Here is a 21,168-nt window from a genome sequence, read left to right on the forward strand (position 1 = left end):
AGGAGGAGTTGGGGATGACCACGACGGAGACCAGGCAGTACCCGTTCAGCCAGTCCGACCGGCTGGACGTCGACCCGCTGTTCGCGGTGCTGCGCAGGGAGGAACCGCTCTGCCGCGTGCAGATGCCCTACGGCGAACCGGCGTGGCTCGCCACCCGGTACGCGGACGTCAAGGTGGTGCTGGGCGACGCCCGATTCAGCCGGGCCGCCGCGACCGGCAGGGACCAGCCGAGGATCCGTGCGCACGCCGGCCCGCCCGGCAACATCATGAGCCTCGACCCGCCGGAGCACTCCCGGCTGCGACGGCTCGTGATGAGCGCGTTCACCATGCGGCGCGTCGAGGCGCTGCGGCCACGCGCACAGGAGATCGCCGACGGCCTCGTCGACCGGATGATCGCCGACGGCTCGCCAGGCGAGCTGGTGGAGGGTTTCGCGCTCCCGCTGCCGATCACCGTCATCTGCGAGCTGCTCGGGGTGCCGGTGGAGGACCGGCGCGAGTTCCGCGTGTGGTCCGACGCCTTCCTGTCGACCACGAAGTTCACCCCGCAGGAGGTCGCGGACAACGTCGGCCAGCTGCGCGAGTACATGACGGGCCTCATCGCCGACCGCAGGCGCCGGACCCGGGACGACCTGCTCAGCGCGCTGGTGATCGCCCGCGACCAGGACGACCGGCTGTCCGAGGACGAGCTGCTGTCCATGGCGGAGGCCATCCTCGTCGCCGGGCACGAGACGACCGCGTCGCAGATCCCGAACTTCGTGTGGGTGCTGCTGCGCAACCCGGCGCACCTCGCGGCGCTGCGGGAGAACCCGGACCTGGTGGCGAAGGCGGTCGAGGAGCTGATGCGCTGGGTGCCGCTGGGCATCGGCGGCAGCACCGCGCGCTACGCGCTGGAGGACGTCGAGCTGGGTGGGGTGACGGTCCGCGCGGGTGAGCCCGTCGTGGTGGCCCTCAACTCCGCGAACCGCGACGAGAGCGTGTTCACCGAGCCGGACTCGATCGACTTCGCCCGCGCCGACGCACCGCACGTCGGCTTCGGCTTCGGCGCGCACCACTGCCTCGGCGCGCCACTGGCGCGGATGGAGCTGCAGGTCGCGCTCCGCACGCTCGTGACCCGGCTTCCCGGCCTGCGTGAGGCGGGCGAGGTCAGGTGGAAGTCGGGTCTCGCGACCAGGGCGCCGGAGCACTTCCCGATCGCGTGGGACTGAGTGGCGTTCGGTCGCTGACCAGCCGTTCCGGGCCTGACGCGAGGATGTTTCGGCTACGGTCCCCGTATGCCGCGCAGCATTCGTCGGGTACTCGTGTGGGTGTTCGCCATCCAGGTCCTGTGGTCCGGCGTGACCGCCGTGATCATGGCCGTGGTGTGGCGGAACTCGATCGGTGAGCCGGACGTCAGCTACCCGTGCGACGACGGTGGTACCTGCTACAGCGGGCCCACCACGTATCTGGTCCTGATGCTGGTGTTCGGCGGGATCTGCCTGGTGTTCGTCGTGATCCTCGCCGTGCTCTCGGCTCGGTGGCGGGCAGCCGCGGCACTGCACGCGCGGCTGGTCGCCACGGGGGTCCGGACGCCCGCGCCGCTGGTCAGGGTCGAGGCGACGGGGACCACCATCAACGACCGACGCGTGCACAGGCTCGTGTTCGAGGCGCGGCCGGGCGGCCGGGTGGTGCGGGCGGTGGTGCGGTCCATGGTGGTGCTGCCACTCGGCACCCGGGCCACGATCGCGTACGACCCGGCCGACCCGGCGAACGCGGTCGTCGTCGAGGACGTCGACGCCCTGGGCGCGGCCGTGGATGCCACGGCGCCCCCGTCGGGTCTCTCCGCCGTGCGGGACGCCGTCGCGAGGAACCTGGAGACGGCACTGGCGGAGCTGCGGGCCGAGCTGGACCGCGGCGCGATCACCCAGGTCGAGTACGACCAGCGGCGTGACCTGCTCATGCGCGTGCTGGAGATGCCGACCGACCGGCCGCTGTCCTGACCGTCACCGGCCGGGGCGATCATGGTCCGGTGAGCGTGCGGACGGCCGGGCTGGGGATGTACGTGGGGGAGCAGTGGCTCTTCCGTGACCTCGAGCTGGACGTGGGGGCGGGGGAGTGCCTCGTGCTCGCGGGGCACAACGGAAGCGGCAAGTCGACCCTCCTGCACGTGCTGTACGGGCTGCGCGCCCCGTCGGCGGGCACGCTGGAGGTCGCCGGACAGGCCCCTGACGAGCGGGACGGGCAGTTCCGGCGGAAGGTGGCCGTCCTGCTCGACGACTCCGAGCTGTTCGTCGAGCTGACGCCGCGCCAGCACCTCGAGCTGCTGCTCGCCGGCTTCGACGCCGACCTCGGTGACGTCGACGGCTGGCTTCAGCACGCGGGACTCGACGAGCGTGCCGACGTGCATGCCTACTACCTGTCGGCGGGTCAGCGCCGGAGGCTGCTCCTGCTCGGTGCCATTGCCCGTCCCCACGACGTGCTCCTTCTCGACGAGCCCGAGCGGGCGCTGGACAGGCAGGGGAAGGAGTGGCTCGGGGAGATCGTCGGGAACGAGCGCGAGCTGGGCCGCACGGTGGTCATCGCCTCCCACCACCCGCCACTGACCGACGTCGCCGACCACGCGCTTCACCTCGGATGAGGCTGTTCACGTGGGGTTGGCTGTCCTGGCGGGAGTGCACCCTCGGCGCCTTCTCGTCGTCGGGGTGCTGATCATGACCTTCTTTCGGCTGGAGAAGGTGTCCGACCAGGTGGTGGGTCTGCGTTGAGGGCGTTCTTGCGGCGTTGGGCGTCCGGGGATGAGCGCACCCTCGGGGTCTTCCTCGGCGTCGGGGTGTTGACCATGGCGTTCCTTCGGCTGGACAAGCTGCGTGGCGCGTTCGGTGTGGTGCCGGAGGCGCCGCTGGTCCTGACGGTCGTGATAACGGCCCTCGCCTGGTGGTCGCTGCTGCCGCGCTCGTTCGTGTGGCTCGACCCCGCGGTCCTGACCTGGCGTGACTACGGCGGCATCAACCGGGTGGCGATCGTCGCGGGTCGGTTGGTCGGTGGGTGGCTCGGCCGTCTGCTCGCCCTCGGTTACGTCCTCGCCGTGCTGTCCGCCCTCGTCCGGGCGCCGGTGGCCACCACCGTGGCCGGTGTGGCCGTGCTCGTGGGCGCCGGGTTCCTGGCACTGGCCGTGGTCCGCCGCCCGAGAGCGGAACCGTGGCACGAGGCCCTGGCGGTGCTCACGCTCGCCGTGGTCGGGCTCACCCGTCCCGGACCTGTCGTCTCGTTCGTGCTCGCCGGCGTGCTGGCGGTGGCCGGGCTCGTCCTGTTCCGCCCGGGCACGCCGCCGGTCGCCGACGCCACCCGACAGACGCTGGTCGACGGCTGGCGTGACCGCGTGCTGCGGGTCAGCGGCGTCCAGTTCCTCGACCTGGCCCTGCTGCTCCCGGCCGCACGACCGGTCCGCCCGCGCCCGCTCACCAGCGGCCTGCGGCTCGCGTGGCAGGGCGTGCTCGGCAGGGCGCGGCACGCACCGACCGCCGCACTCCTCGGCCTGACCGCGGCAGCCGTGCACCGCATGCTGCCCGCACTCCCGGACGTCGTCGTGTTCACCGTCCTCGGCTACCTCGCTCTCGTGCCGCTCGGCGCCGGGCTGGGGGAGCTGTGGCGCTCACCAGGCAGGCGCCGCTGGGTCGGCTCGACCGACACGGCCCTGCGGTGGCACCACTTCCTCGTCACCACCACGGTCGCCGCCGCGTGGGGCCTGCCGGTGTGGCTGCTGTCCGGTTCCGCCCCGGCGGTGCTGCTCACCGTCCCCGTGCTGTCCGCGTGCGCCGTCCGCACCATGACGAGAAAACCACCGACCTACGACAACCTCGTGCCGGTCGACACCCCGTTCGGCGCGGTCCCGACGCGCCTGATCCTGCAGACCACCCGTGGCCCGGACGCCGGCGTGCTCGCGGTCCTACTCGTGTCCGCCCTGCCGGTGTGGGGTGCCGCGCTCGTGGTCGTCGCGGTCGTCGTGCTGGCCGTGTTCCGCTGACCGCGCCACCAGCGCGACGGCGAGGAGCGTGACACCGATGCCGACGAACGTCGGGACCGACGGCCGCGGCGAGCCCGTCACCCAGCCGAATACCAGCTCACCGTTCATCCGCGACTGGACGGCCAACCCGACACCGGCGCCCATCGCCGCACCGGCGGCGAGCACGCGCCGGTACCCGCGACCCGCTGTTCTCGTTCGTCGCGTTGCTCGCCGAGGACGTCACCTGGACGATGCCGCCGCTGCCGCACTGGTACCGGGGCCGCGCCGCAGTCCTGGACTTCGCGGTGCAGGTGCCCATGACCCGCTGCCCCAGCTGGCGGTACCTGGTCACGACCGCCAACACCCAGCCCGCTGTCGCGTTCTACCTCGGCGAGCACGCCGACGCCCCGCACCTCCCGTTCTCGATCACCGTCCTGACCGTCGTGGCCGACCGCATCGCCGCGATCGACGCTTTCACCGACCCCGCCCACTTCGCGTACTTCGGTCTTCCCGACCGGCTCTGACCACCGGGAAACCTTTCGCCGCTGCCCGAAAAGGCGGCCGTTCGGTCATTCTCTTCGAGCCCGGAGGACGCGGTCCGAAGAGGTAGCATCGATATTCGGTGCGGACAGGACGGTGGAGGGGAATTCGTCATGACCGGTACTTTCCTGGTCGGCCACGGTGCCGCCGCTGGTATGCAGACCTTCGTGCCCGCCACCATGACCGTGCATCTCTACGCGGGTGAAGGCGAATCCATTCCAGCGCCCAACGTCATCGAGATCCTGCGGTACAAGGGCGGACAGTCGGTGCAGAGTCTCACCGGCGGCGACCCGATCAGCAATCTCTTCCTGACACCGCTCTCCCAGAACCAGTACGAGACCGAGCTGGGTGCCGTGCAACCCGGCGAGGTCGTGCATTTCGTCGGCTTCGACAACCCGGTGGGGGACAGCACGGGCTACACCCTGTGCGCGGACGTGTGTGACCCGCAGACGGGTGTGCACAACTGTCTCGGCCTGTTCGGCGTTTTCGGGGACGACCCGGAACTGCACCTCCTCGTCTGCCTCGACGAGGTCGTCTACGAGGGCACGGCCGACCAGGTCACCGAGCGGGAGAACCTCCCGTGGGAGACCCGACCCGACCACTACGACAGGATCAACGACCTCGCCGGCCAGATCATGGCGGAGGTCGGCTACGACTCGAGTTCCGGCGAGATGACCACCTACGAGAGCACGGCGGCCGAAACCCTGTTCGACTCGCTCGACTACGAGGACCAGGCAAAGCTCATGACCTACGAGCCGGTGCAGCGATGGTCCTATGTCCGGCACGCACGCACGACACTGGCCGCACTGGGCGAGGACGATTTCCGGGCATTCTGCGCACAGCAGGAAGAATGGGTGCGGGATATCTACCGGCGCGACCCGAACGGCGTCGGTCAGTACCTCGACTGACGCCGCGCTCACCGCCACGCCGACATCCGGTGCAGGCGAAACCCCGCCCCGGAAAGGTTCCTGGCGCTCACGGAGTCCGGCGCGGCAGTCGCCACGGCCAGTACGCACCCCGCGTCGGCCGCGACCCCGAGTCGGTGGCGCAGCAGCCGTGACTGCGCACCCCGACCCCGGTGCGCACGCAGCGTCGACGCACCCCCGAACACCGCGACGTCGCCGTGGACCGTCATGCCCGCGGCGGCGATCGGCGTGCCCGCCGTGACGAGGACGAACCGCCGCACCGCCGGGTGCCGGTGTTCCGCCCGGACGAACGCGGCGAGCACCCCGTCCACCTCGTAGCCGGCCAGAACGACGTCCGCGAAGGCCTCTGTGCCCACGACGCCCGGGTCCGGTTCGGGGCGCCCGACCAACTCCGTGACGGCGAGGACGCGGTCGTTCGTCCGCGCCAGTCCCGCCCCCGTCAGGTCGCCGGAGGCCGTCACCACCGTCGGCCGAACGCCGTCCCAGACCGGCCCGCGCGCCAGCTCGACCGCCGCGGCCACCGTCTCCGGCCCGACCCCGGACACGGTCGAGAGGAACCCCAACGCGGGGTCGGTGGCCAGTACCGCCATCAACCCGGCCTCCTCCCACACCCGGAAGCGGCCCGGCACACCGGCTTCCGCTGCCGCCGTGCAGGCCAGCGCGGCCCGGCGGTGCAGTGCCCACTGCGCCCTGCGCACCGCCGAGGAGACCATGGCCGCACCGTACGCAGCCCGCCCGGGGTTTGCCCGACGCCGTGGGAGGGAACCTCGTCCGGGTGCGTAGACGTGTGGTTGCCGCGGCCGTTCTCCTGCTCACCGTCGCCGCCGGGTGTGACGATGGTCCGGACGTCACGGTCGGGGGTGTGGTGACCGGCGACGTCGACGGCAGGCAGGAGGCGCGGCTCGACGTCGTGAGCGGGTCCGACACGGTCACCGTGCGGGCCGCCGACCTGGGCGACCAGCTGTTCCGGGCCAGGACCCCGAACGGTGCGCGGGTCGCCCCGGTCGCCGACGTGACCGACTCCGCGGTGCGGGTCTCGCTGACCGACTCCGGCGGCCCGGGCGCCGCCGACCTGGTGATCGAGCTGAACACGACGGTGCGCTGGCGGATCCGGCTGGACGGCGGGGCGAAGCAGGCCACGGTCGCGATGGCCGACGGGCGGCTCGACGGGCTGGACTTCGGCGCGGGCAACGCACGCATCGAGGTCACCCTGCCCGCGCCGCACGGCACCGTGCCGGTCCGGATGGCGGGTGGCGCCTCGGTGTTCGACCTGCGGCTGCCCAAGGACGTCGCCACGCAGGTGCGCGTGACGGGTGGCGCGAGCGAGGTGACCATCGACGGCACCGTCCACACCGGGATCGCGGGCGGCACCGTGTACACGCCGGAGGGCTGGGACACCGCGACCGACCGCTACCTGATCGACAACAGCGCGGGCGTCTCGTCGCTCACCCTCGACCGTCTGCCCCGAATGCACTGAAGGACGCCTTCGTAACGCCCAGCGTCAGGAAGGGGCCCTTCAGTGCAGTCGGCCGGACGGAGTCCGCCGGCGCGAAAGGTCAGCGGGGCGTCGGGGCCAGCACCGACTGGATGACCTCCTGCGCGTCGACGGCGCCCTTGGCCGACACCGTCACCGTGCGGCCGTTCGGCTCGCGGACCTCGATGGTGACCTCGGGATGACTGCGCAACCACGTCGGCACGGCCCTGGCCAGTGCGGTGACCGCGCCACCCGCGCCGAGTGCCACCACGAGCACGTCCCCGACGGTGCCCGTCCTGACGCCGTCCGGCGAGTTGCGCTCGACGAGCACGTTGCCGCGCAGCTCCTCCTCGCCGGTGAGCCACACACGCAGCGACGCGAGGTCGTCCGGATCACCGGTGATCAGTCGAAGGCGCGCGATCGTCGGGGTCATGCAGGGGTCCTTTCCGAGGGCTCAGGGCCTGCCGACACGGCGTGGGCCCACTCTGGTGACCGCGGTGCGGTCCGTCAACCCGACGGACGGCAGGCGTGCGGCGCCCACCGTGTCGCCGGCACGCGCGGTCCAGCTCGCGTGGTGCTCGCGGGCGCGCGACGTCTGCGGGTGGTGGCGGCCGAGCACGCGCGCCGCGTCGTCGGCCAGAGCCGCGTACAGGTACGCGGCCTCCGCCGGTGACCCTGCCTCGCCGACCGTGTGCGCGTGCTCGTCGCGCAGCGCGAGCACGTCCGGGTGGTCCGGCCCGTGCGACCTGGTCCAGGCGCGGACGTGTGCCGCGTACTTGGCGACGACGTCCTCGGGCGGCAGGCGGGGCGCGTGGTTGGGTGCCAGCGCGAGGAGTTCGGTGTCGCGGCCCGGCGCCGTCACGCCACGGCGCCCGAGCAGCCGGCGAAGCCGCCGGTGCAGGTGCCCGAACGTCAGCAGCTCGGCACCTTCGGCATCGCCGTCGGTCAGGAGCGTGACCAGTTCGCCCGTCAGCGCGCCCGGGGCCGTCCCGTGCCACGTCGTCGCGGTCAGCGTCACCGTGTCGGCCACGTCCAGCTGTCCGGCCGCCAGGTGCCAGTCGACGACGCGGCAGTCGAGGACGACGACCCGGTGACGTGCCCTGGCCCGGCCGAACGCCTCGCGGACCGCGGCGAACGGGAGACGCGGGTCGGTGGAGGGCAGCGTGAGGTGGAGGTTGCCGCGCGCGTCCGCCACGCCGTGGCCCGCGTAGTAGAACAGCAGCAGGTCCTCGGCCTCCCGCGCCGCCGTCGCGACCCGGTCGCCGAGCCCGGGCTCGTCCACGACCACCGCGCAGTGCTCGGCGGGCAGCCCGGTCCCGTCCGGCGAGGTGAGGATCCTGACGAGGTCCGCGACGCCGTCACGCACAGCGGGCACGCCAGGCAGTGCGCCGACGACGACGGCACGCGAGCCGTCCGGGTCGGGTAGCCGCACGCTCAGTCCCGGACGAGCCCGTGGGCGAGGTCCGACGGGCCGTCGGTGATCGGCTCGACAGTGGTCAACAGACAACCTCCAGACACGGTGCGTCAACAGTGGCCGTACACGGGGTTCGCGCGCCTCCTGGGAAACCACGAGATTTCGCCCGAGGGTGTCCATCTGGCCCGGTCGGGCCGCACGATGGCGCGGTGCATGCGGGCATCCTCCTCGTCGACGACCACGCCGGGTTCCGGAGCGTGGCGCGCAGGCTGCTGGAGGCGGGGGGCCTCCGCGTCGTCGGTGAGGCCGCGACCGGTCGGGAAGCGCTTGCCCTGGTCGCGACGCTGCGACCGGAGGTGGTGGTGCTCGACATACTGCTGCCTGATATGGATGGGTTCGTGGTCGCCACCCAACTCGCCGCGCTGCCCGCCCCGCCGACGGTCGTGCTGATCTCCAGCCGTACCCGCACCGAGCTCGGCGCCCGGCTCGACGCGGCCCCGGTCGCGGGTTTCCTCGCCAAGGAGGAGCTCGACGGCCGACGCCTCGCCGAGCTGGCCGGACTGACACCGTGCTGAGCCCGGCCAGGGCGATCCCGGTGATCGGGGTGGCACTGGCCGCACTGGACGCCTGGCTCGCGACCCACTACGGCACGTACGGCTTCCTCTTCGACCTCAAGGAGATCAGCCAGATCCTCGCGTGGCTGGTCGCCGGTCTCCTCGCGGCGCGGCTCGGTGCGCCGATGGGCGTGCTGATGATGGCGCTCGGCCTGCTGCTGGCCTGCACCGCGCCCGCCGCGTTCGCCCTCGACACCGACTCCTACCCGCTGCGGGTGGTGGTCGCCGCCGCTTTCGCGCTGACCGCGTTCCAGCTCCCCCTTGGTGCGCACGTGTTCCTGGCGTACCCGTCGGGTGCCGTGCGCGACCGGCCGGGCCGCGCGCTGATGGTGGGCGGCTACGTGTTCGGGGCGGTGACGTTCACCCTCCAGGTGGTCTTCGGGCCGCAGCGGCATGCCGGGCGGTGCCGTGACGTGTGCGAGCCGCTGCCGCTGGTCGACGCCCAGGACCTCGCCACGGCGACCACGCGGCTGTCCGGGTTCGGGTCGGTCGTGCTGGCGTTCGTCGGCGTCGTCGTGATCGCACGCAGGATGGCGACCTCGACCAGGCGACAGCGGCGGGTGCTCGCGTTCCCCGCGGTGGCCATGGTGGCGACGGCTGGGCTGTTCGCCGCGGTCGGCCTGCTGTCGGTCGTCCTGCCGGACGAGGTCAACCGGACGCTCACGCTGGCGCAGTTCGCCGCGCTGGTCGCGGTTCCGACGGCGTTCTTCTGGGGGCTCGTGCGTGCGCGCCTCGACGAGGCACGCGTGTCCGACCTGGTCCGGCAGATCCAGTACGCCCCGGCGAGCGGCCTGCGGGACGCGGTCGCCACCGCATTGGACGACCCGGGGATGCGGCTCGTCCTGCTGCCCTCGGACGGCATGCTCCCCGGTGATCCCGCCTCCCGCACCGTGGTCGGCGACCCCGACGAGCCGCTCGCGGTGATCGTGCACGACCCCGCGCTGTCCAACGAGCCGGCGCTGATGGCCGCGGTGAGCGCGGCGGTCGGGCTCGCGCTGGAGAACGCCAGGCTGCAGGAGGCGTTGCGGGCACAGCTGGAGCAGGTGCGTGCGTCCCGGGCGCGGTTGGTCACGGCGGGGGACGACGCGCGGCGCAGGCTGGAGCGCGACCTGCACGACGGTGCCCAGCAGCGGCTCCTGTCGGTCGGCCTGATCCTGACCATGCTGCGCCGGTCGCTGCCCGACGCGGGCGAGGAGGCGGTCGAGCTGCTCGACGAGATGGAGACGGAGCTGCGGGCGGCGACCAGCGAGCTGCGTGAGCTGGCCCGGGGCATCCACCCGGCCGTGCTGACGATGCAGGGACTGCGTGCCGCGGTGGAGCAGGTGCTGGTCCGGGTCCCGCTGCGTGTGCACGCCAACATCGGCGAGCTGCCGAGGCTTCCGCAGGCCGTCGAGGCCACCGTCTACTTCGTGGTGAGCGAGGCCGTCACCAACACGATGCGCCACGCCGAGGCGACGGAGATCCGGGTGGACCTCGACGTGTCGTGCGGGCAGCTGCTCGTGCGGGTCGCCGACGACGGAACCGGCGGTGCCGCACCGGGTTCCGGTATCTCGGGCCTGGTCGACCGCGTCGCGGCCGTCGGCGGCAAACTGACCATGGACAGCCCCGAGGGCGCGGGCACGACACTCACCGCGGAGCTGCCATGCGACTGATCATCGCCGAGGACTCGCTGCTGGCAAGGGAAGGCCTGATCAGGGTGCTGACCAGGCTGGGCCACGAGGTGCCCGCGGTGGCCGTGCGGGCCGAGCAGGTGCTGGCACTCGTCGCACGGCACCGGCCCGACGTGGCCGTACTGGACATCAGGCTGCCACCGACGTTCAACGACGAGGGCCTCCGCCTCGGTGCCGCCATCCGTGCGCGCCACCCACGGGTGGCGGTGCTCGTGCTGTCGCACTACATCGACCACACCTACGCCACCGCGCTGCTTGACACGAGCGAGGTGGGCGTGGGCTATCTGCTGAAGGACAACCTGGCCGACGACCGGATGCTGGACGACGTGCTCCACCGCATAGCGGCAGGCGGGACGGCGGTGGACAGGGACGTGGTGTCGGCGCTGCTGCCCGCGAGCGCGGACGAACCACTGGCGCACCTGACGCAGCGGGAGCGCGACGTGCTCACGCTGATGGCGGAGGGGCTGTCCGACCAGGGCATCGCCGACCGGCTCCAGGTCGCCCTGACCACGGTCGGCACGCACACGGGCAACGTCTTCCGCAAACTGGGCATCGTCGAGAAGGCGTCGAACAACCGCAGGGTCAGTGCGGTGCTCACGTACCTGGCGAGCCGCAACAGGATCAGCGGCTGACCGTGTCCACGTCGGAGTCCAGGCGTCGGCGTCGGTAGGCCCAGTGAGGCGAGCAGCGCGGGTCCCCAGAGGTTGAGGGGTGCGTAGCAGGCCACGAAGATCACCGCCCAGATCGTGCCTGCCATGCGGTCGGTGCCGTGCCCGGTCCACACGTCCCAGAAGCCGAGTGTCCACACGAGAACCAGTCCGATCGACCCGACGGCGGCCGGGATGATCGCGGCGAGCGGCCGCACGCGGCGACCGCCGACCAGTGGCAGCCAGGCGGGCGCCACCTCGCCCCAGGGACGGACAAGCCCGAAGCCGGTCAAGGCGAGCGCCTCGGTGAGCAACGAGATCGCCGCGATGTACACCGCGGCCCAGCCCCGCACCGGCTCGACGTGCCCGGCGTCGTCGAGCATGCCCATGGAGAACACGAACGCGACCGCGAGGCGCCACAGCCCGGAGGGCAGCACCAGCAGGGGGATGACGTGCGCGAGCACCTCGGCCCAACGGGGAACGGCCCGCACACGGACGCCGACATCGACCGTCACCTGTGGTCTCCCTTCCCCCGGGACGCGGCTCCCCGGTCGCGGTGCACCGTGGCCTTGATCATGAGTGAACAGGGCCACGGCTGACAGGAAGCTGAGAGCCGGTCCCACCGGGACTGAGCGGCGGGCTCGGTCCCGGCCGGCCGTCACCGATGCCGGGCCGACGTGCTCATGACGCGGAGTGGTCGCACAGGGCGGTGTCGACCGTCCTGAGTAGACTCAGCCCCTCTTCCATGCTCTCGGGCACACGGGTCACGGCCACGGTGGCGCTGCGGCCCGCGTGCCCGGCCGCGTCGACGGCGACGCCGCTCATGGTCGAGTAGCCCGGGACGTCACCACTGTGGCCGTAGAAGTACCCGCCGCACGACAGTGGTGTGCGGATCAGGCCGAGTCCGTACTCCGCGCCAGGCCACAGCTGCGTCGCCGGGTCCGGCCGCTTCATCTCCGCCAGCATGGCCTGCGACAGCAGCCTGCCGTCGAGCAGCGCGGTCAGGAACCGGTCGTAGTCGCGTGGGGTGGACACCAGCATGCCGGACGCGCCGAAGACGGACGGCTCGAACTCGGTGACGTCCGCCGGCCGGGGTCCGGCGGGGTCGGGCACCGTGACGTAGCCGTGGGGGTGCGGCCCCCGCAGGTCGTACTCCCTGGTCCGGGGCAGGTACATGGTGTCCAGGCCCAGCGGCCGGATGACGCGTTCGGTCACCTCGTGCTGCCAGCTGTGCCCGGTGACCTTCTCGATCACCATGCCGAGCACCTCGTAGCCGGTGTTGGTGTACTCCCAACGCCCGGCCTCCCCCGGCTGGAACGTCGCCGGGTGCCTCAGTGCCAGGTCGAGCAGCTGCCTGCCGGTGAACGGCCGGAACCGCGCGTCCAGGTTGTCCGGTGCGAACGGCAGGTCGCCGGTGAAGTCCGGCAACCCGCTGGTGTGCTGGAGCAGGTTGCGGATGCGTATCCGACGCCCGTCGTTGCCGTTGCCCCGAACCAGCCCGGGAAGGTAACGCTCGACCGGCGCGTCCAGCTCGATCCGACCGCGGTCGACGAGCTGCAGCACCACCGTCGCCACGGCGGTCTTGGTGTTGCTGCCCATCCTGACCCGGCTGTCATACGGCACGGGCCGCCCCGTGCCGACGTCACCCACGCCGCTGCGCAGGGTCCGATAGCCGGCACCCGGCCAGGACGGGTCGCTCACGGTGACGATCGCGCCGGGAAAACCGCCGTCACGGGTGAGTCCGTCCACTGTGTCCCGCAGCGCGGAACCCGTCGCCGCGTTCACCTGCGCGGGCACCGACACGCCCACTGCGACGGCCAGCATCGCGGTCAGCCCGACCAGTCGGCCTGATCTCGACTTCATTGTGTGACCCCCAACCAGTACTCCACTTGCGTACCGGCCCCACGATGGCAGTCCGAAGGCGACCGGACACGGGTGCGCACACCAGGATCCGAGGTAGGGCCAACCCCACTCGTGGTGGTTGGATCGAGCAGGTGGCCAGTCCCAGGAACGGCGTCGGCATCGGCCCCCAGCTTCCCCCGTCGCGAGTCGGCGAGGTCGCCGCCTGGATCGATCGGAGCGAGGAGGTTGACGGCGATCATCTCCTCGGCGATGAGCAGCGGCTGGCGGGCGGGACGGTGACGCCGGTCGTTCGTGTCGGTGGGACCGTGCGGCGGACGACAGGGCACTGGAGTCCCCGGGTGCACGAGCTGCTGACGCATCTGGCTCACGTGGGATTCGACGGCGCGCCACGGTTTCTGGGCGTCGACGAACACGGTCGGGAGATGCTGGGTTTCGTCGAGGGTGAGGTCACCGTCGACGGGCCGCCCCGCGGCGTGTACACCGACGCCGCGCTGACCGCGGCCGCCCGGCTGTTGCGCGGGTTGCACGACGCGACGACCGAGTTCGCCGCGGCTCATCCCCTCGGGTGGCGGTTCCAGGTCGGGGCGCCGACCACCGGACCCGTCATCTGCCACAACGACCTCGGTCCGTACAACACGGTGTACCGGTCGGGTCGACCGGCGGCGTTCATCGACTGGGACTTCGCCGCGCCGGCACCGCGGGAGTGGGACGTCGCCTACGCCCTGTGGCGTTTCGTGCCGCTCTACGACGACGTCACCGCCGCCCGGCTCGGCTGGCCGACCGCCCCACGCGGACCACGCATCGCCCGGTTTCTCGACGCCTACGGCCTCGACGACCGTGCCGACATCCTGGCCGTGCTGCACCGCAGGCAACAGGTCATCAGGGACACCATCCAGACCTGGGCGGAGGAAGGCGACCCGGCGTTCGTCGGTCTCCGGCGCGAAGGCCGGCTGGCCGAGATCGACGACGACATCACCTACGCCCGCCGGAAACACCGCGAGTGGAAAGCCTTCCTGACCTGACCACCTCCCCACTCCGAGGAGCACGGCTCGGGCGCCGCGTCGGCTGCCCGCGCGATCACCACGCTGGACATCCTGTCGGCGGGCCACGCCCACCGACACCTTCGACCGTGGTCTAAACGCCCGTCACGCGTGCCCGTGTGCTGGCAGAGTCCGCGACGCAGGCTCGATCCGAGGACAACTGGGGTGATCATGAGACATCGACACACGGGCAGACGGTGGTTCACCAGAGCGGCACTCGGCCTCTCGGCGGCCGTCGTCCTGCCGGTGCTGATGACCGGCACGGCGTCCGCGGCCAACAGCACCATTCCCGGCGGCAACGCCTCCATCCACCCGACCGTCGGCGTGGCGTGTGCGGGCTCGGGGTCGACGATCCGCGTCCACTACGCGTACGCGGTCGTCACCGGCCAGGAGATGGGCGGCAGCAAGGACACGCCGGCCGGCGGCTGTACCGGCTCGTTCTACCCGCCGCAGGGCACGTTCCGGCACTTCCACCTGTGCAACCTGACCACCAAGTACTGCGGCCCGGAAGTCACGGTGCAGTGATGAGGGGGACGACGATGCGGAAGACGTTGTGCGTGCTGGTTTCCGTCCTGGCGGCGCTGTTCGCGGTCGCCGGGACGGCGAGTGCGGCAGAGCCCGGGACGGCCGACTACCACGTCGCGCCAACGGGTGAGCTGACCGTGCTGGCGTGGGAGTGTGCGGCGGGCGACCTGTGCGTGTGGGACGGGGCGGGCGGCACCGGCAACCGGTGCAGCTGGACCAACGCCGACAACGACTGGTGGAGCACGCCGACGGTCTGCTCGTGGGCGGACGACCGTCCCGTGAAGTCGATCTACAACCGCGGCCAGAGCACGAACTACCTGGGCGTGAACCTCTACTCCGCGGCGAACTACGCGTCGTCCAGCCGGGTGTTGTGCGCCTGGCAGGGCACACAGTGGGAGGCGAACGGCACAGGGGTGAAGATGCGGTCACACCGGTGGACCTCCAGCGACTGCTGACCGTCGACGTGGTGGTTCGCGGACCGGCGGACCACCACGTTTCTCCTGGGGGCAGCAGCACCTGTCCGCCGGCACGGCATCCACCTTCTTCCAGGTTGCGCCACCCTCCCGGATGCCTTGCGGTGTTATGTATCGACGTTATGCTTAATCCATAACGCCGATATGAAACATCTGGAGGACGACATGGCACGCCGACTTCGCCTCGGAGCTGGGTTCGACGTTCTGAACGCCTGGACCGACGCCGCCAGTGACGTCGACACCAAGGCCGTCGCCGACGCGTTGTTCGCGGTCGTCGAGCGGAGCGTCTACCGCGCCTACCCCGTCATCGACGACTCGACGGTCGCGCGGGAGCTGGTTGTCGTGGTGCGCGACGATCTCGCCCTCCGGTTGCGGCTCGACGACGTCGAGAAGTTCTCCATCGTCTTCATCGGTTCGCCTGCCGACGCGCTCGAGCTGCACCGGGGGCAGGCCGCGGGCGCCAGCTAGGGAAATCCGCTCTACTCCCGGTCCAGTTTCGCTCGTTCGGGACGGCTCTTCGCTGCTCTAGCTTGGGGACTGCCAGAAAGTTTCCGAGCTAGGAGGAACCGTCATGAGCTCGTCGCCGGAGATGCGGTCGGAAGCGGGACAGGCGCAGGAGACCACCCCGTCCGGGGAGCTGGACTCGGCCGCCCTGGAGGCCGCCCTTCCCACGTTGACCGAAAAGCTCGCCGCGCTCGCCGGGGAACTCACCGATAGCGAGCGCGAGGTGCTCAGCAGCATCGTCACCTCCTCCGCCCTGCACCTGGAGAAGCTGCAGGACATCAACGTCGAGGCCGAGTACATCTACTCCAAGCCGATCTCGGCCGCCGCGACGCCCGAGGTGCGCAGCCACCTGCTCGCGCTGCCCGAGACGCTGGGGTTCTCGGAGCAGCAGTGACCCGCGCTGGCTCGCTGCCCCTGGTGGAGCGGTTCGGCCGGCTGTCGGCCGAGCTGACGGCGGCCGAGCGCGAGAACCTCAAGCTGCTGCTGAGCATGGCCGCAGGCGGACTGCTCGTCGGCCATGCTCGCCACCTCTCCGAGGACCTGCGCCGCGAGGCACTGGAGACCGCCCAGCGGTCGCTGCCCAAGTTGCACGACGGCAAGCGGCCCGCGTTCACCACCGGCATCGTCTTCCGTGGCAGGGCGCCGTTCTTCTCCGACGCGGACATCGCGGCCATGGACGAGGAGTCGCGGGCCAACCGGTACCGGGCGGCGCGGTTCCACGACCACTACGTCTCCTCGGGTGCGCCGCTCGCGCGGGAGATGGCTCTGTCGTCGGACATCAACGACTTCCTCAGCGACCGGGTCGGGCCCGTTCTCCCCACCTACAAGGCGAACTACCTCTACTACGACGCGCCGGGGCTCGGTATCGACCCGCACGTCGACAAGGACGAGTTCGCGCTGAACGTGCTGACGATGTTGGAACACCTTCCGGAGAACCGGAACTCCGAGCTGATCCTGTATCCGCCCGACCAGGAGCCGGTGCACGTCCAGCTGGCCCACGGCGAGACGCTGGTCTTCTTCGCCGACAGCGTGACCCACCAGCGCACGAGAACCGTCGCCGGTGAGTCCGTTCGGCTCGTGTCGTTCGGATACCATCCCATCTAAGGAATCCCGATGAGTGCTACAGCGTCCGTCGGTCAGCGGCTGGCCGACCTGCACGGCAGTCTCAGCCCGGCAGAGCAGGCGAACCTCAAGCTCATTCTCGGTCTCTCCGCCGGGCATCTCGTGCCGGAACAGGGCCCAGGCTCCGCGCGTGGCCGGGTGGCCGTGTCCGAGGCACTGGAACTGTTGTGCCCCTACGACGTCGCGGACCCCCGTGGTGCGCAGTACCGTGGACGGCCGGAACTGCTGACCGACGAACTGCTGGCCACGCTGATCGCGGAGGCCGAGGAGGTCGGCGAGACCGCGGTGCCGTTCGACGAGCACTACCTCGGCTGCGGCGGCCCGGTCGCCGACCGGGTGGCGACCAGTCGCGAACTCACCTCGCTCGTCCGGTCGGTCGTGCCTGGTGCCGAGCCGACCGGCATCGCGAGCTACCTGTTCTACCGGGACGCGGGCCAGGGGATCATCCCGCACATCGACACGGACATCTTCTCGCTGAACGTGCTCATGATGCTGGCACACGAGATCCCGGGCGACCCGACCACGTCCTCCGCGCTGTACATGCACTACCCGGACGGCTCCGACGAGCGTTTCCAGCTCACGCCGGGCGAGGTCGTGATCTTCCTCGCCGGGACGCAGGCGCACAGCCGCACCCCGATCGTCTTCGGGGAGCGCGTCACGATCCTGACGTTCGGGTTCATGCCGCAGGGTGCGCCGATCGGGAACTACCGTCGATGACCACCGTCCTCGGCATCCACTGTGGACACGAGGCCTCCTGTGCCGTCGTACGTGACGGTGTCGTCGTCGCGGCCATCCAGCAGGAACGGGTGACCAGGACGAAGTACGACGGCCAGGAGTGCCTGTCCAACCGTCTGCCCGTGCTCGAGGTGCTGGCGGCGGCGGGCACCTCGCTCGCGGACGTCGACGTCATCGTGTCGTCGTTCCAGGCGGCCGGGCCGTCCGCCGTCGGCCTGCAACGACCACTGTTCACCTCGGACTTCGACCGGTTCGACCCGTTCGACGAGCGGCACTTCGCGGTGTCCCACCACGTCGCGCACGCGGCGTGCACCGCCGGGCTCTCGGGGTTCGCCTCCGCCGCCGTGCTCGTGTCCGACAGCGCGGGCACCTCGTCGCGGGACGGCAGGGACTTCCACGAGCCGTTCGGCGACTTCTTCGCGCGCTACACCGCCGACGACACCGACACCGCGTTGTTCACCGAGATGCGTTCGGTCTACCGGTTCACCTCGGGCCGGTTCGAGCTGCTGGCACGGGACTTCGCCGCGCCGCACAACCAGCCCGACGTCCACGTGCAGGGCGAGGCCAGCCTCTACGACAACGTCGCGCGGTTCCTGTTCCGCAAGGAGCACGCACACGGTCAGCTCATGGCGCTCGGCGGGATCCCGTTCACCGGCCCGCCGCGACTGTCCACAGCGGACATCGTCGAGTCCGGGACGCCGCCGAGGGTGCGCAACGGCTGGCAGCGGCTGCGTGCGCACGCCGACCCCGTGGCCGACGCGGACATCGCTTCGGTCGTGCAGGACGCGTTCACCGAGTTGGTCGTCCACCAGGCGGAACGGGCCGTCGGACTGGCGGGGGAGCGCCGGATCTGCTGCGCGGGCGGGGTTTTCCTCAACCTGACCGGCAACACCGCGATCGCCGGGCTCGACGGCGTCGACGACGTGTACGTGCCGTCGTGTCCGCACGACGCGGGCATCTCGATCGGCGCCGCGTTCCTCGGGTACTACCGCCACGTCTCGGAACCGGCCGTGCGTGGCCGGGTCAGGTCCGACTTCCTCGGCAGGCACGCCGACGAGATCGACGTCGAACTCGCCGCGCGGTACGGCTTCGCGGAGGCCGTGTCCACCGAGAAGCTGCTGCACGAGGCCGCGCAGACGCTGGTCGGCGGCGCGATCATCGCCCGTTACGCGGGCCGGGCCGAGTTCGGGCCGCGTGCGCTCGGCAACCGCTCGATCCTGTGCCACCCGGTCGGCTGCCGGGACGCCAGGTCGCGGCTCAACACCGTCAAGGGCCGCCAGTGGTGGCGGCCGGTCGCGCCGATCGTGCGGGTCGAGGACGTGGACACCTACTTCACCGGGCCCGCCGAGTCGCCGTTCATGAACTTCAACTTCACCGTCCGCGAGGAGTACCGGGATCCGCTCGCCGAGGCACTGCACCTGGACGGCACCGCGCGGGTCCAGACGGTGACGGCCGCCGACAACCCGGTCATCCACCGCCTGCTGGGCCGGGTGGCCGACCTCGGCGCCCTGCCGGTGCTGATCAACACGTCGCTGAACGGGCCGGGCGAGCCGATTCTCGAGTCCGCCGACGAGGTGCTGCGGTTCGTGCGGCGCACGGCCGTCGACCACCTGCTGACCGACGCGCGCCTGTTCGTGCCGCCCGACGTCCCCGACCTGGTCGAGGTCCGGCCCAGGCCGGGGGCGGCGCTCGCCGCCTTCGGCAGCGGCCGGGACCGGAAGTACCTGCTCAGCGACGTCGACACGGCCGAGTCCATCGACCGCGACCTCTTCCTGGCGCTGTGCGGCGAGCAGGCCGTCACGGTCGACCGGCACGAGCACCACGTCGCGAAGCTGATCGAGACGGGCCTGCTCGTTGAGCACTGACATGCACGCGCCGACCTGGCACCCGGCGCTGACCCGCAGGCTGTCCACGGCGACGTTCGTGTCCTTCTTCGCCATCGCGGTCATCGAGTTCGCGGTGCCGTTCGTCGCGGTCGCCACCCTCGGGGCGAACGCCATGGTCGTCGCCGTGCTCGGCGTCTGCCGGTTCGCGCCGCAGGTGGTGTTCGCCCGTGCCGCGACGGCCGCGGTCAACCGCTACGACCAGCGCACGGTCATGCTCGCGTCGGAAGTCCTGCGCGTGCTCGCGTTCGTGCTGTCCGCCGTCGCGCTGCTGGCCTCGCCGGTCGTCGGGTTCGCCGTGTTCGCGCTGGCCAACATCTCGCTCGGGTTCGGCTCGGTCCTGACCGGGGTGGCCGTGGCCGTGCTCGTGCCGCTCGCGTTCGACGACGAGGAACTGCCCCGGGTCTACTCGCGGCTCGGCATGGCGGAGTCGCTCGCGGACGGGGGTGGCCCGTTCTTCGCCGGGCTGGCGCTGGCCGCGTTCGACGTCTCCGGCACGTTCGTCGTCGCCGCGGTCCTGGCCGCGGGTGCGTGCCTGCTGCTGCGCACGATGCCGAGGACACACGTCACCGAGCCGGTCGAGGCCGGTCCGGTCCGGGACCGCTCGTCGCTGCGGCACGGCCTGCGGGTCAACTTCGCGACCAGGCCGCTGCGGGTGCTGACCGGCTGGGCGCTGGCCTACAACCTGGGCCAGTGCACGATCGAGGCGATGCTGCTCATCGCGATCCTGGAGCGGACGAGCATCGGGGCGGCCGGGTACGGCCTGATCAAGACGGGTGCGGTGCTGTGTGCCGCGCTCGGCGCCTACCTCGCGACCAGGCTGCCGATGGCGCTCGCGGGCGGGTGGGGGATCTCGCTGTTCGGGTTCGGCGCGATCGGCTCGTACGTGTTGCTCGGTATCGGCCTCTACGCGCCGGGTGCGCTGGGTGTCGGGTTCATCGTGGCCGGTTTCGCGCTGGACGAGCTGTGTTCCGGTGTCGTCCTCGTGCTGATCCAGACGTTCCGCGCCCGTGCGATCTCGAACCAGGACCGGGCCGCGGCGACGGCGGGCTACCGGGCCGCGAACCTCACCGCGGTGCCGGTCGGGTTCCTGCTCGGCGGCACGCTGGGGCTGGTCCTGTCGCCGTCGCTGACGATCCTGGTGGTCGGTGTCGCGATGCTAGGGTTCGGGCTTGTGATCTGGACACCACAAGTGCGTTCCGCAGCGACCACGTGAAGGGTGCGCCCGACCCGTCGATCCTCACGAAGCGGCTGGTGTTGTCCCGGATCGCCCGTGCCGACGTCGACGACCTCGTCGCGATGCTGCGCAACCCCGGGCTGTACGGCTTCATCGGCGACGCGCCGGCGTCCGAGGCCGACGCGAGGGCCCGCGCCGAGCGCTGGCTCGCCGGCTCGCCCGACCCGACCGTGTTGTGGATCAACTACGTGGCCCGCACGCGTGAGGACGGCATGCTCGTCGGCCTCGCGCAGGCGACCGTGCTGCGTGCCAGCGAGACGGTCTTCGGCCAGTGCGAGATCGCCTACCTCGTCGACCCGCCCGCGCAGCGGCACGGGTACGGCGCCGAGATGATGGTCGGCTTCTGCGTGGAGCTGAACGGGACGCTGGCGCCCGAGGAGTTCACCGCGCACATCTTTCCTGGGCACACGGCGTCGGAAGGCGTCGCGAAGGCCGTCGGTCTGTCCCCGACCGAGGACTATGTCGACGGTGAGCGGGTCTGGCGGGCGACAGCGTCCCGGATGGGCTAGACCGGGGCGCAAC

General features: G+C 71.3%; 26 protein-coding genes. 21 read left to right on the forward strand and 5 right to left on the reverse strand.

What is annotated here, in order from left to right; all coding sequences use genetic code 11:
- Positions 1-14 precede the first annotated feature (14 nt).
- From CLV71_RS02680 to CLV71_RS47425, 4 genes are all read left to right on the forward strand, one after another.
- Complete coding sequence (locus CLV71_RS02680) at positions 15-1,205, forward strand: cytochrome P450 (protein WP_133900913.1); 1,191 nt, start codon at positions 15-17, stop codon at positions 1,203-1,205.
- A 66-nt stretch (positions 1,206-1,271) separates the two neighbouring features.
- Positions 1,272-1,976, forward strand: a complete 705-nt coding sequence (locus CLV71_RS02685; RefSeq protein ID WP_133900914.1) for a DUF3592 domain-containing protein — start codon at positions 1,272-1,274, stop codon at positions 1,974-1,976.
- A 29-nt stretch (positions 1,977-2,005) separates the two neighbouring features.
- Positions 2,006-2,614 (forward strand): ABC transporter ATP-binding protein, encoded by a 609-nt coding sequence (locus CLV71_RS02690; protein WP_243866188.1) that lies wholly within the window; start codon positions 2,006-2,008, stop codon positions 2,612-2,614.
- Positions 2,615-2,815: 201 nt separating this feature from the next.
- The gene (locus tag CLV71_RS47425; protein ID WP_166663889.1) at positions 2,816-4,000 is read left to right on the forward strand and encodes a hypothetical protein; all 1,185 of its coding nucleotides are present in this window, start codon (positions 2,816-2,818) and stop codon (positions 3,998-4,000) included.
- Here the strand turns inward: CLV71_RS47425 and CLV71_RS02700 are convergent.
- Positions 3,923-4,165, reverse strand: a complete 243-nt coding sequence (locus tag CLV71_RS02700; RefSeq protein ID WP_133900915.1) for a hypothetical protein — start codon at positions 4,163-4,165, stop codon at positions 3,923-3,925. The genes CLV71_RS47425 and CLV71_RS02700 overlap by 78 nt on opposite strands.
- Positions 4,166-4,203: 38 nt before the next feature.
- On the opposite strand from CLV71_RS02700, the gene CLV71_RS02705 reads away from it, so the two are divergent.
- Both CLV71_RS02705 and CLV71_RS02710 read left to right on the forward strand, forming a co-directional pair.
- On the forward strand, positions 4,204-4,503 hold the full coding sequence (locus CLV71_RS02705; protein WP_133900916.1) for a sigma-70 family RNA polymerase sigma factor family protein: 300 nt from the start codon (positions 4,204-4,206) through the stop codon (positions 4,501-4,503).
- 129 nt (positions 4,504-4,632) lie between these two features.
- A complete protein-coding gene (locus CLV71_RS02710; protein WP_133900917.1) occupies positions 4,633-5,427 on the forward strand; it encodes a putative adhesin in 795 nt (264 codons plus the stop codon).
- A gap of 8 nt (positions 5,428-5,435) precedes the next feature.
- On the opposite strand, the gene CLV71_RS02715 is transcribed toward CLV71_RS02710, so the two are convergent.
- Complete coding sequence (locus CLV71_RS02715; RefSeq protein ID WP_133900918.1) at positions 5,436-6,158, reverse strand: GNAT family N-acetyltransferase; 723 nt, start codon at positions 6,156-6,158, stop codon at positions 5,436-5,438.
- A 62-nt stretch (positions 6,159-6,220) separates the two neighbouring features.
- On the opposite strand from CLV71_RS02715, the gene CLV71_RS02720 reads away from it, so the two are divergent.
- The gene (locus CLV71_RS02720; RefSeq protein ID WP_133900919.1) at positions 6,221-6,922 is read left to right on the forward strand and encodes a hypothetical protein; all 702 of its coding nucleotides are present in this window, start codon (positions 6,221-6,223) and stop codon (positions 6,920-6,922) included.
- Positions 6,923-7,001: 79 nt separating this feature from the next.
- On the opposite strand, the gene CLV71_RS02725 is transcribed toward CLV71_RS02720, so the two are convergent.
- Both CLV71_RS02725 and CLV71_RS02730 read right to left on the reverse strand, forming a co-directional pair.
- Positions 7,002-7,352 (reverse strand): effector-associated constant component EACC1, encoded by a 351-nt coding sequence (locus CLV71_RS02725; protein WP_133900920.1) that lies wholly within the window; start codon positions 7,350-7,352, stop codon positions 7,002-7,004.
- Between the two features lie 21 nt (positions 7,353-7,373).
- A complete protein-coding gene (locus CLV71_RS02730) occupies positions 7,374-8,351 on the reverse strand; it encodes a hypothetical protein (protein WP_133900921.1) in 978 nt (325 codons plus the stop codon).
- Positions 8,352-8,542: 191 nt separating this feature from the next.
- Between CLV71_RS02730 and CLV71_RS02735 the strand changes: the two genes are divergently transcribed.
- The 4 genes from CLV71_RS02735 (at position 8,543) to CLV71_RS47430 (ending at position 11,837) form a co-directional block, all read left to right on the forward strand.
- Complete coding sequence (locus CLV71_RS02735; RefSeq protein WP_133900922.1) at positions 8,543-8,908, forward strand: response regulator; 366 nt, start codon at positions 8,543-8,545, stop codon at positions 8,906-8,908.
- The gene (locus CLV71_RS02740) at positions 8,902-10,599 is read left to right on the forward strand and encodes a sensor histidine kinase (protein WP_133900923.1); all 1,698 of its coding nucleotides are present in this window, start codon (positions 8,902-8,904) and stop codon (positions 10,597-10,599) included. Before CLV71_RS02735 ends, CLV71_RS02740 begins: the two co-directional genes overlap by 7 nt.
- The gene (locus CLV71_RS02745) at positions 10,590-11,249 is read left to right on the forward strand and encodes a response regulator transcription factor (RefSeq protein WP_133900924.1); all 660 of its coding nucleotides are present in this window, start codon (positions 10,590-10,592) and stop codon (positions 11,247-11,249) included. The genes CLV71_RS02740 and CLV71_RS02745 overlap by 10 nt, the downstream gene beginning before the upstream one ends.
- A gap of 123 nt (positions 11,250-11,372) precedes the next feature.
- Positions 11,373-11,837 (forward strand): hypothetical protein, encoded by a 465-nt coding sequence (locus tag CLV71_RS47430; RefSeq protein ID WP_166663890.1) that lies wholly within the window; start codon positions 11,373-11,375, stop codon positions 11,835-11,837.
- Between the two features lie 108 nt (positions 11,838-11,945).
- Here the strand turns inward: CLV71_RS47430 and CLV71_RS02755 are convergent, their stop codons facing one another.
- Entirely contained in the window at positions 11,946-13,127 is a 1,182-nt protein-coding gene (locus CLV71_RS02755; RefSeq protein WP_133900925.1) for a serine hydrolase domain-containing protein, read from the reverse strand.
- 131 nt (positions 13,128-13,258) lie between these two features.
- On the opposite strand from CLV71_RS02755, the gene CLV71_RS02760 reads away from it, so the two are divergent.
- The 10 genes from CLV71_RS02760 to CLV71_RS47435 all read left to right on the forward strand — a co-directional run bounded on the left by CLV71_RS02760 (position 13,259) and on the right by CLV71_RS47435 (position 21,155).
- Complete coding sequence (locus tag CLV71_RS02760; RefSeq protein ID WP_166663891.1) at positions 13,259-14,149, forward strand: phosphotransferase family protein; 891 nt, start codon at positions 13,259-13,261, stop codon at positions 14,147-14,149.
- 189 nt (positions 14,150-14,338) lie between these two features.
- Positions 14,339-14,692 carry a hypothetical protein gene (locus CLV71_RS02765; RefSeq protein WP_133900927.1) on the forward strand — a complete coding sequence of 118 codons (354 nt, stop codon included), beginning with the start codon at positions 14,339-14,341 and terminating at the stop codon, positions 14,690-14,692.
- Positions 14,692-15,147 (forward strand): peptidase inhibitor family I36 protein, encoded by a 456-nt coding sequence (locus CLV71_RS02770; RefSeq protein WP_133900928.1) that lies wholly within the window; start codon positions 14,692-14,694, stop codon positions 15,145-15,147. Before CLV71_RS02765 ends, CLV71_RS02770 begins: the two co-directional genes overlap by 1 nt.
- A gap of 183 nt (positions 15,148-15,330) precedes the next feature.
- Complete coding sequence (locus tag CLV71_RS02775; protein ID WP_133900929.1) at positions 15,331-15,633, forward strand: DUF6235 family protein; 303 nt, start codon at positions 15,331-15,333, stop codon at positions 15,631-15,633.
- A gap of 103 nt (positions 15,634-15,736) precedes the next feature.
- Positions 15,737-16,063: a hypothetical protein gene (locus CLV71_RS02780; protein ID WP_133900930.1), complete on the forward strand. Its 327-nt coding sequence runs from the start codon at positions 15,737-15,739 to the stop codon at positions 16,061-16,063.
- Entirely contained in the window at positions 16,060-16,773 is a 714-nt protein-coding gene (locus CLV71_RS02785; RefSeq protein WP_133900931.1) for a hypothetical protein, read from the forward strand. The genes CLV71_RS02780 and CLV71_RS02785 overlap by 4 nt, the downstream gene beginning before the upstream one ends.
- A 9-nt stretch (positions 16,774-16,782) precedes the next feature.
- A complete protein-coding gene (locus tag CLV71_RS02790; RefSeq protein ID WP_133900932.1) occupies positions 16,783-17,508 on the forward strand; it encodes a hypothetical protein in 726 nt (241 codons plus the stop codon).
- Complete coding sequence (locus CLV71_RS02795) at positions 17,505-19,391, forward strand: carbamoyltransferase C-terminal domain-containing protein (protein WP_133900933.1); 1,887 nt, start codon at positions 17,505-17,507, stop codon at positions 19,389-19,391. The genes CLV71_RS02790 and CLV71_RS02795 overlap by 4 nt, the downstream gene beginning before the upstream one ends.
- Before the next feature lies 1 nt (position 19,392).
- A complete protein-coding gene (locus CLV71_RS02800) occupies positions 19,393-20,625 on the forward strand; it encodes an MFS transporter (protein ID WP_133900934.1) in 1,233 nt (410 codons plus the stop codon).
- On the forward strand, positions 20,622-21,155 hold the full coding sequence (locus CLV71_RS47435) for a GNAT family N-acetyltransferase (protein WP_166663892.1): 534 nt from the start codon (positions 20,622-20,624) through the stop codon (positions 21,153-21,155). Before CLV71_RS02800 ends, CLV71_RS47435 begins: the two co-directional genes overlap by 4 nt.
- The last annotated feature ends 13 nt before the right edge of the window (positions 21,156-21,168 follow it).

The sequence above is a fragment of the Actinophytocola oryzae genome (assembly GCF_004364325.1).
Taxonomy (GTDB): Bacteria; Actinomycetota; Actinomycetes; order Mycobacteriales; family Pseudonocardiaceae; genus Actinophytocola; species Actinophytocola oryzae.

Excerpts from the sequence above, each read along its gene's own strand:
- CLV71_RS02745 (WP_133900924.1), top strand. The coding sequence starts at position 10,590 with ATGCGACTGATCATCGCCGAGGACTCGCTGCTGGCAAGGGAAGGCCTG.
- CLV71_RS02800 (WP_133900934.1), top strand. The coding sequence starts at position 19,393 with ATGCACGCGCCGACCTGGCACCCGGCGCTGACCCGCAGGCTGTCCACG.
- CLV71_RS47430 (WP_166663890.1), top strand. The coding sequence starts at position 11,373 with ATGCGGTCGGTGCCGTGCCCGGTCCACACGTCCCAGAAGCCGAGTGTC.
- CLV71_RS02780 (WP_133900930.1), top strand. The coding sequence starts at position 15,737 with ATGAGCTCGTCGCCGGAGATGCGGTCGGAAGCGGGACAGGCGCAGGAG.
- CLV71_RS02755 (WP_133900925.1), bottom strand. The coding sequence starts at position 13,127 with ATGAAGTCGAGATCAGGCCGACTGGTCGGGCTGACCGCGATGCTGGCC.
- CLV71_RS02710 (WP_133900917.1), top strand. The coding sequence starts at position 4,633 with ATGACCGGTACTTTCCTGGTCGGCCACGGTGCCGCCGCTGGTATGCAG.
- CLV71_RS47425 (WP_166663889.1), top strand. The coding sequence starts at position 2,816 with ATGGCGTTCCTTCGGCTGGACAAGCTGCGTGGCGCGTTCGGTGTGGTG.
- CLV71_RS02715 (WP_133900918.1), bottom strand. The coding sequence starts at position 6,158 with ATGGTCTCCTCGGCGGTGCGCAGGGCGCAGTGGGCACTGCACCGCCGG.
- CLV71_RS02765 (WP_133900927.1), top strand. The coding sequence starts at position 14,339 with ATGAGACATCGACACACGGGCAGACGGTGGTTCACCAGAGCGGCACTC.
- CLV71_RS02685 (WP_133900914.1), top strand. The coding sequence starts at position 1,272 with ATGCCGCGCAGCATTCGTCGGGTACTCGTGTGGGTGTTCGCCATCCAG.
- CLV71_RS02770 (WP_133900928.1), top strand. The coding sequence starts at position 14,692 with ATGAGGGGGACGACGATGCGGAAGACGTTGTGCGTGCTGGTTTCCGTC.
- CLV71_RS02790 (WP_133900932.1), top strand. The coding sequence starts at position 16,783 with ATGAGTGCTACAGCGTCCGTCGGTCAGCGGCTGGCCGACCTGCACGGC.
- CLV71_RS02680 (WP_133900913.1), top strand. The coding sequence starts at position 15 with ATGACCACGACGGAGACCAGGCAGTACCCGTTCAGCCAGTCCGACCGG.
- CLV71_RS02775 (WP_133900929.1), top strand. The coding sequence starts at position 15,331 with ATGGCACGCCGACTTCGCCTCGGAGCTGGGTTCGACGTTCTGAACGCC.
- CLV71_RS02795 (WP_133900933.1), top strand. The coding sequence starts at position 17,505 with ATGACCACCGTCCTCGGCATCCACTGTGGACACGAGGCCTCCTGTGCC.
- CLV71_RS02725 (WP_133900920.1), bottom strand. The coding sequence starts at position 7,352 with ATGACCCCGACGATCGCGCGCCTTCGACTGATCACCGGTGATCCGGAC.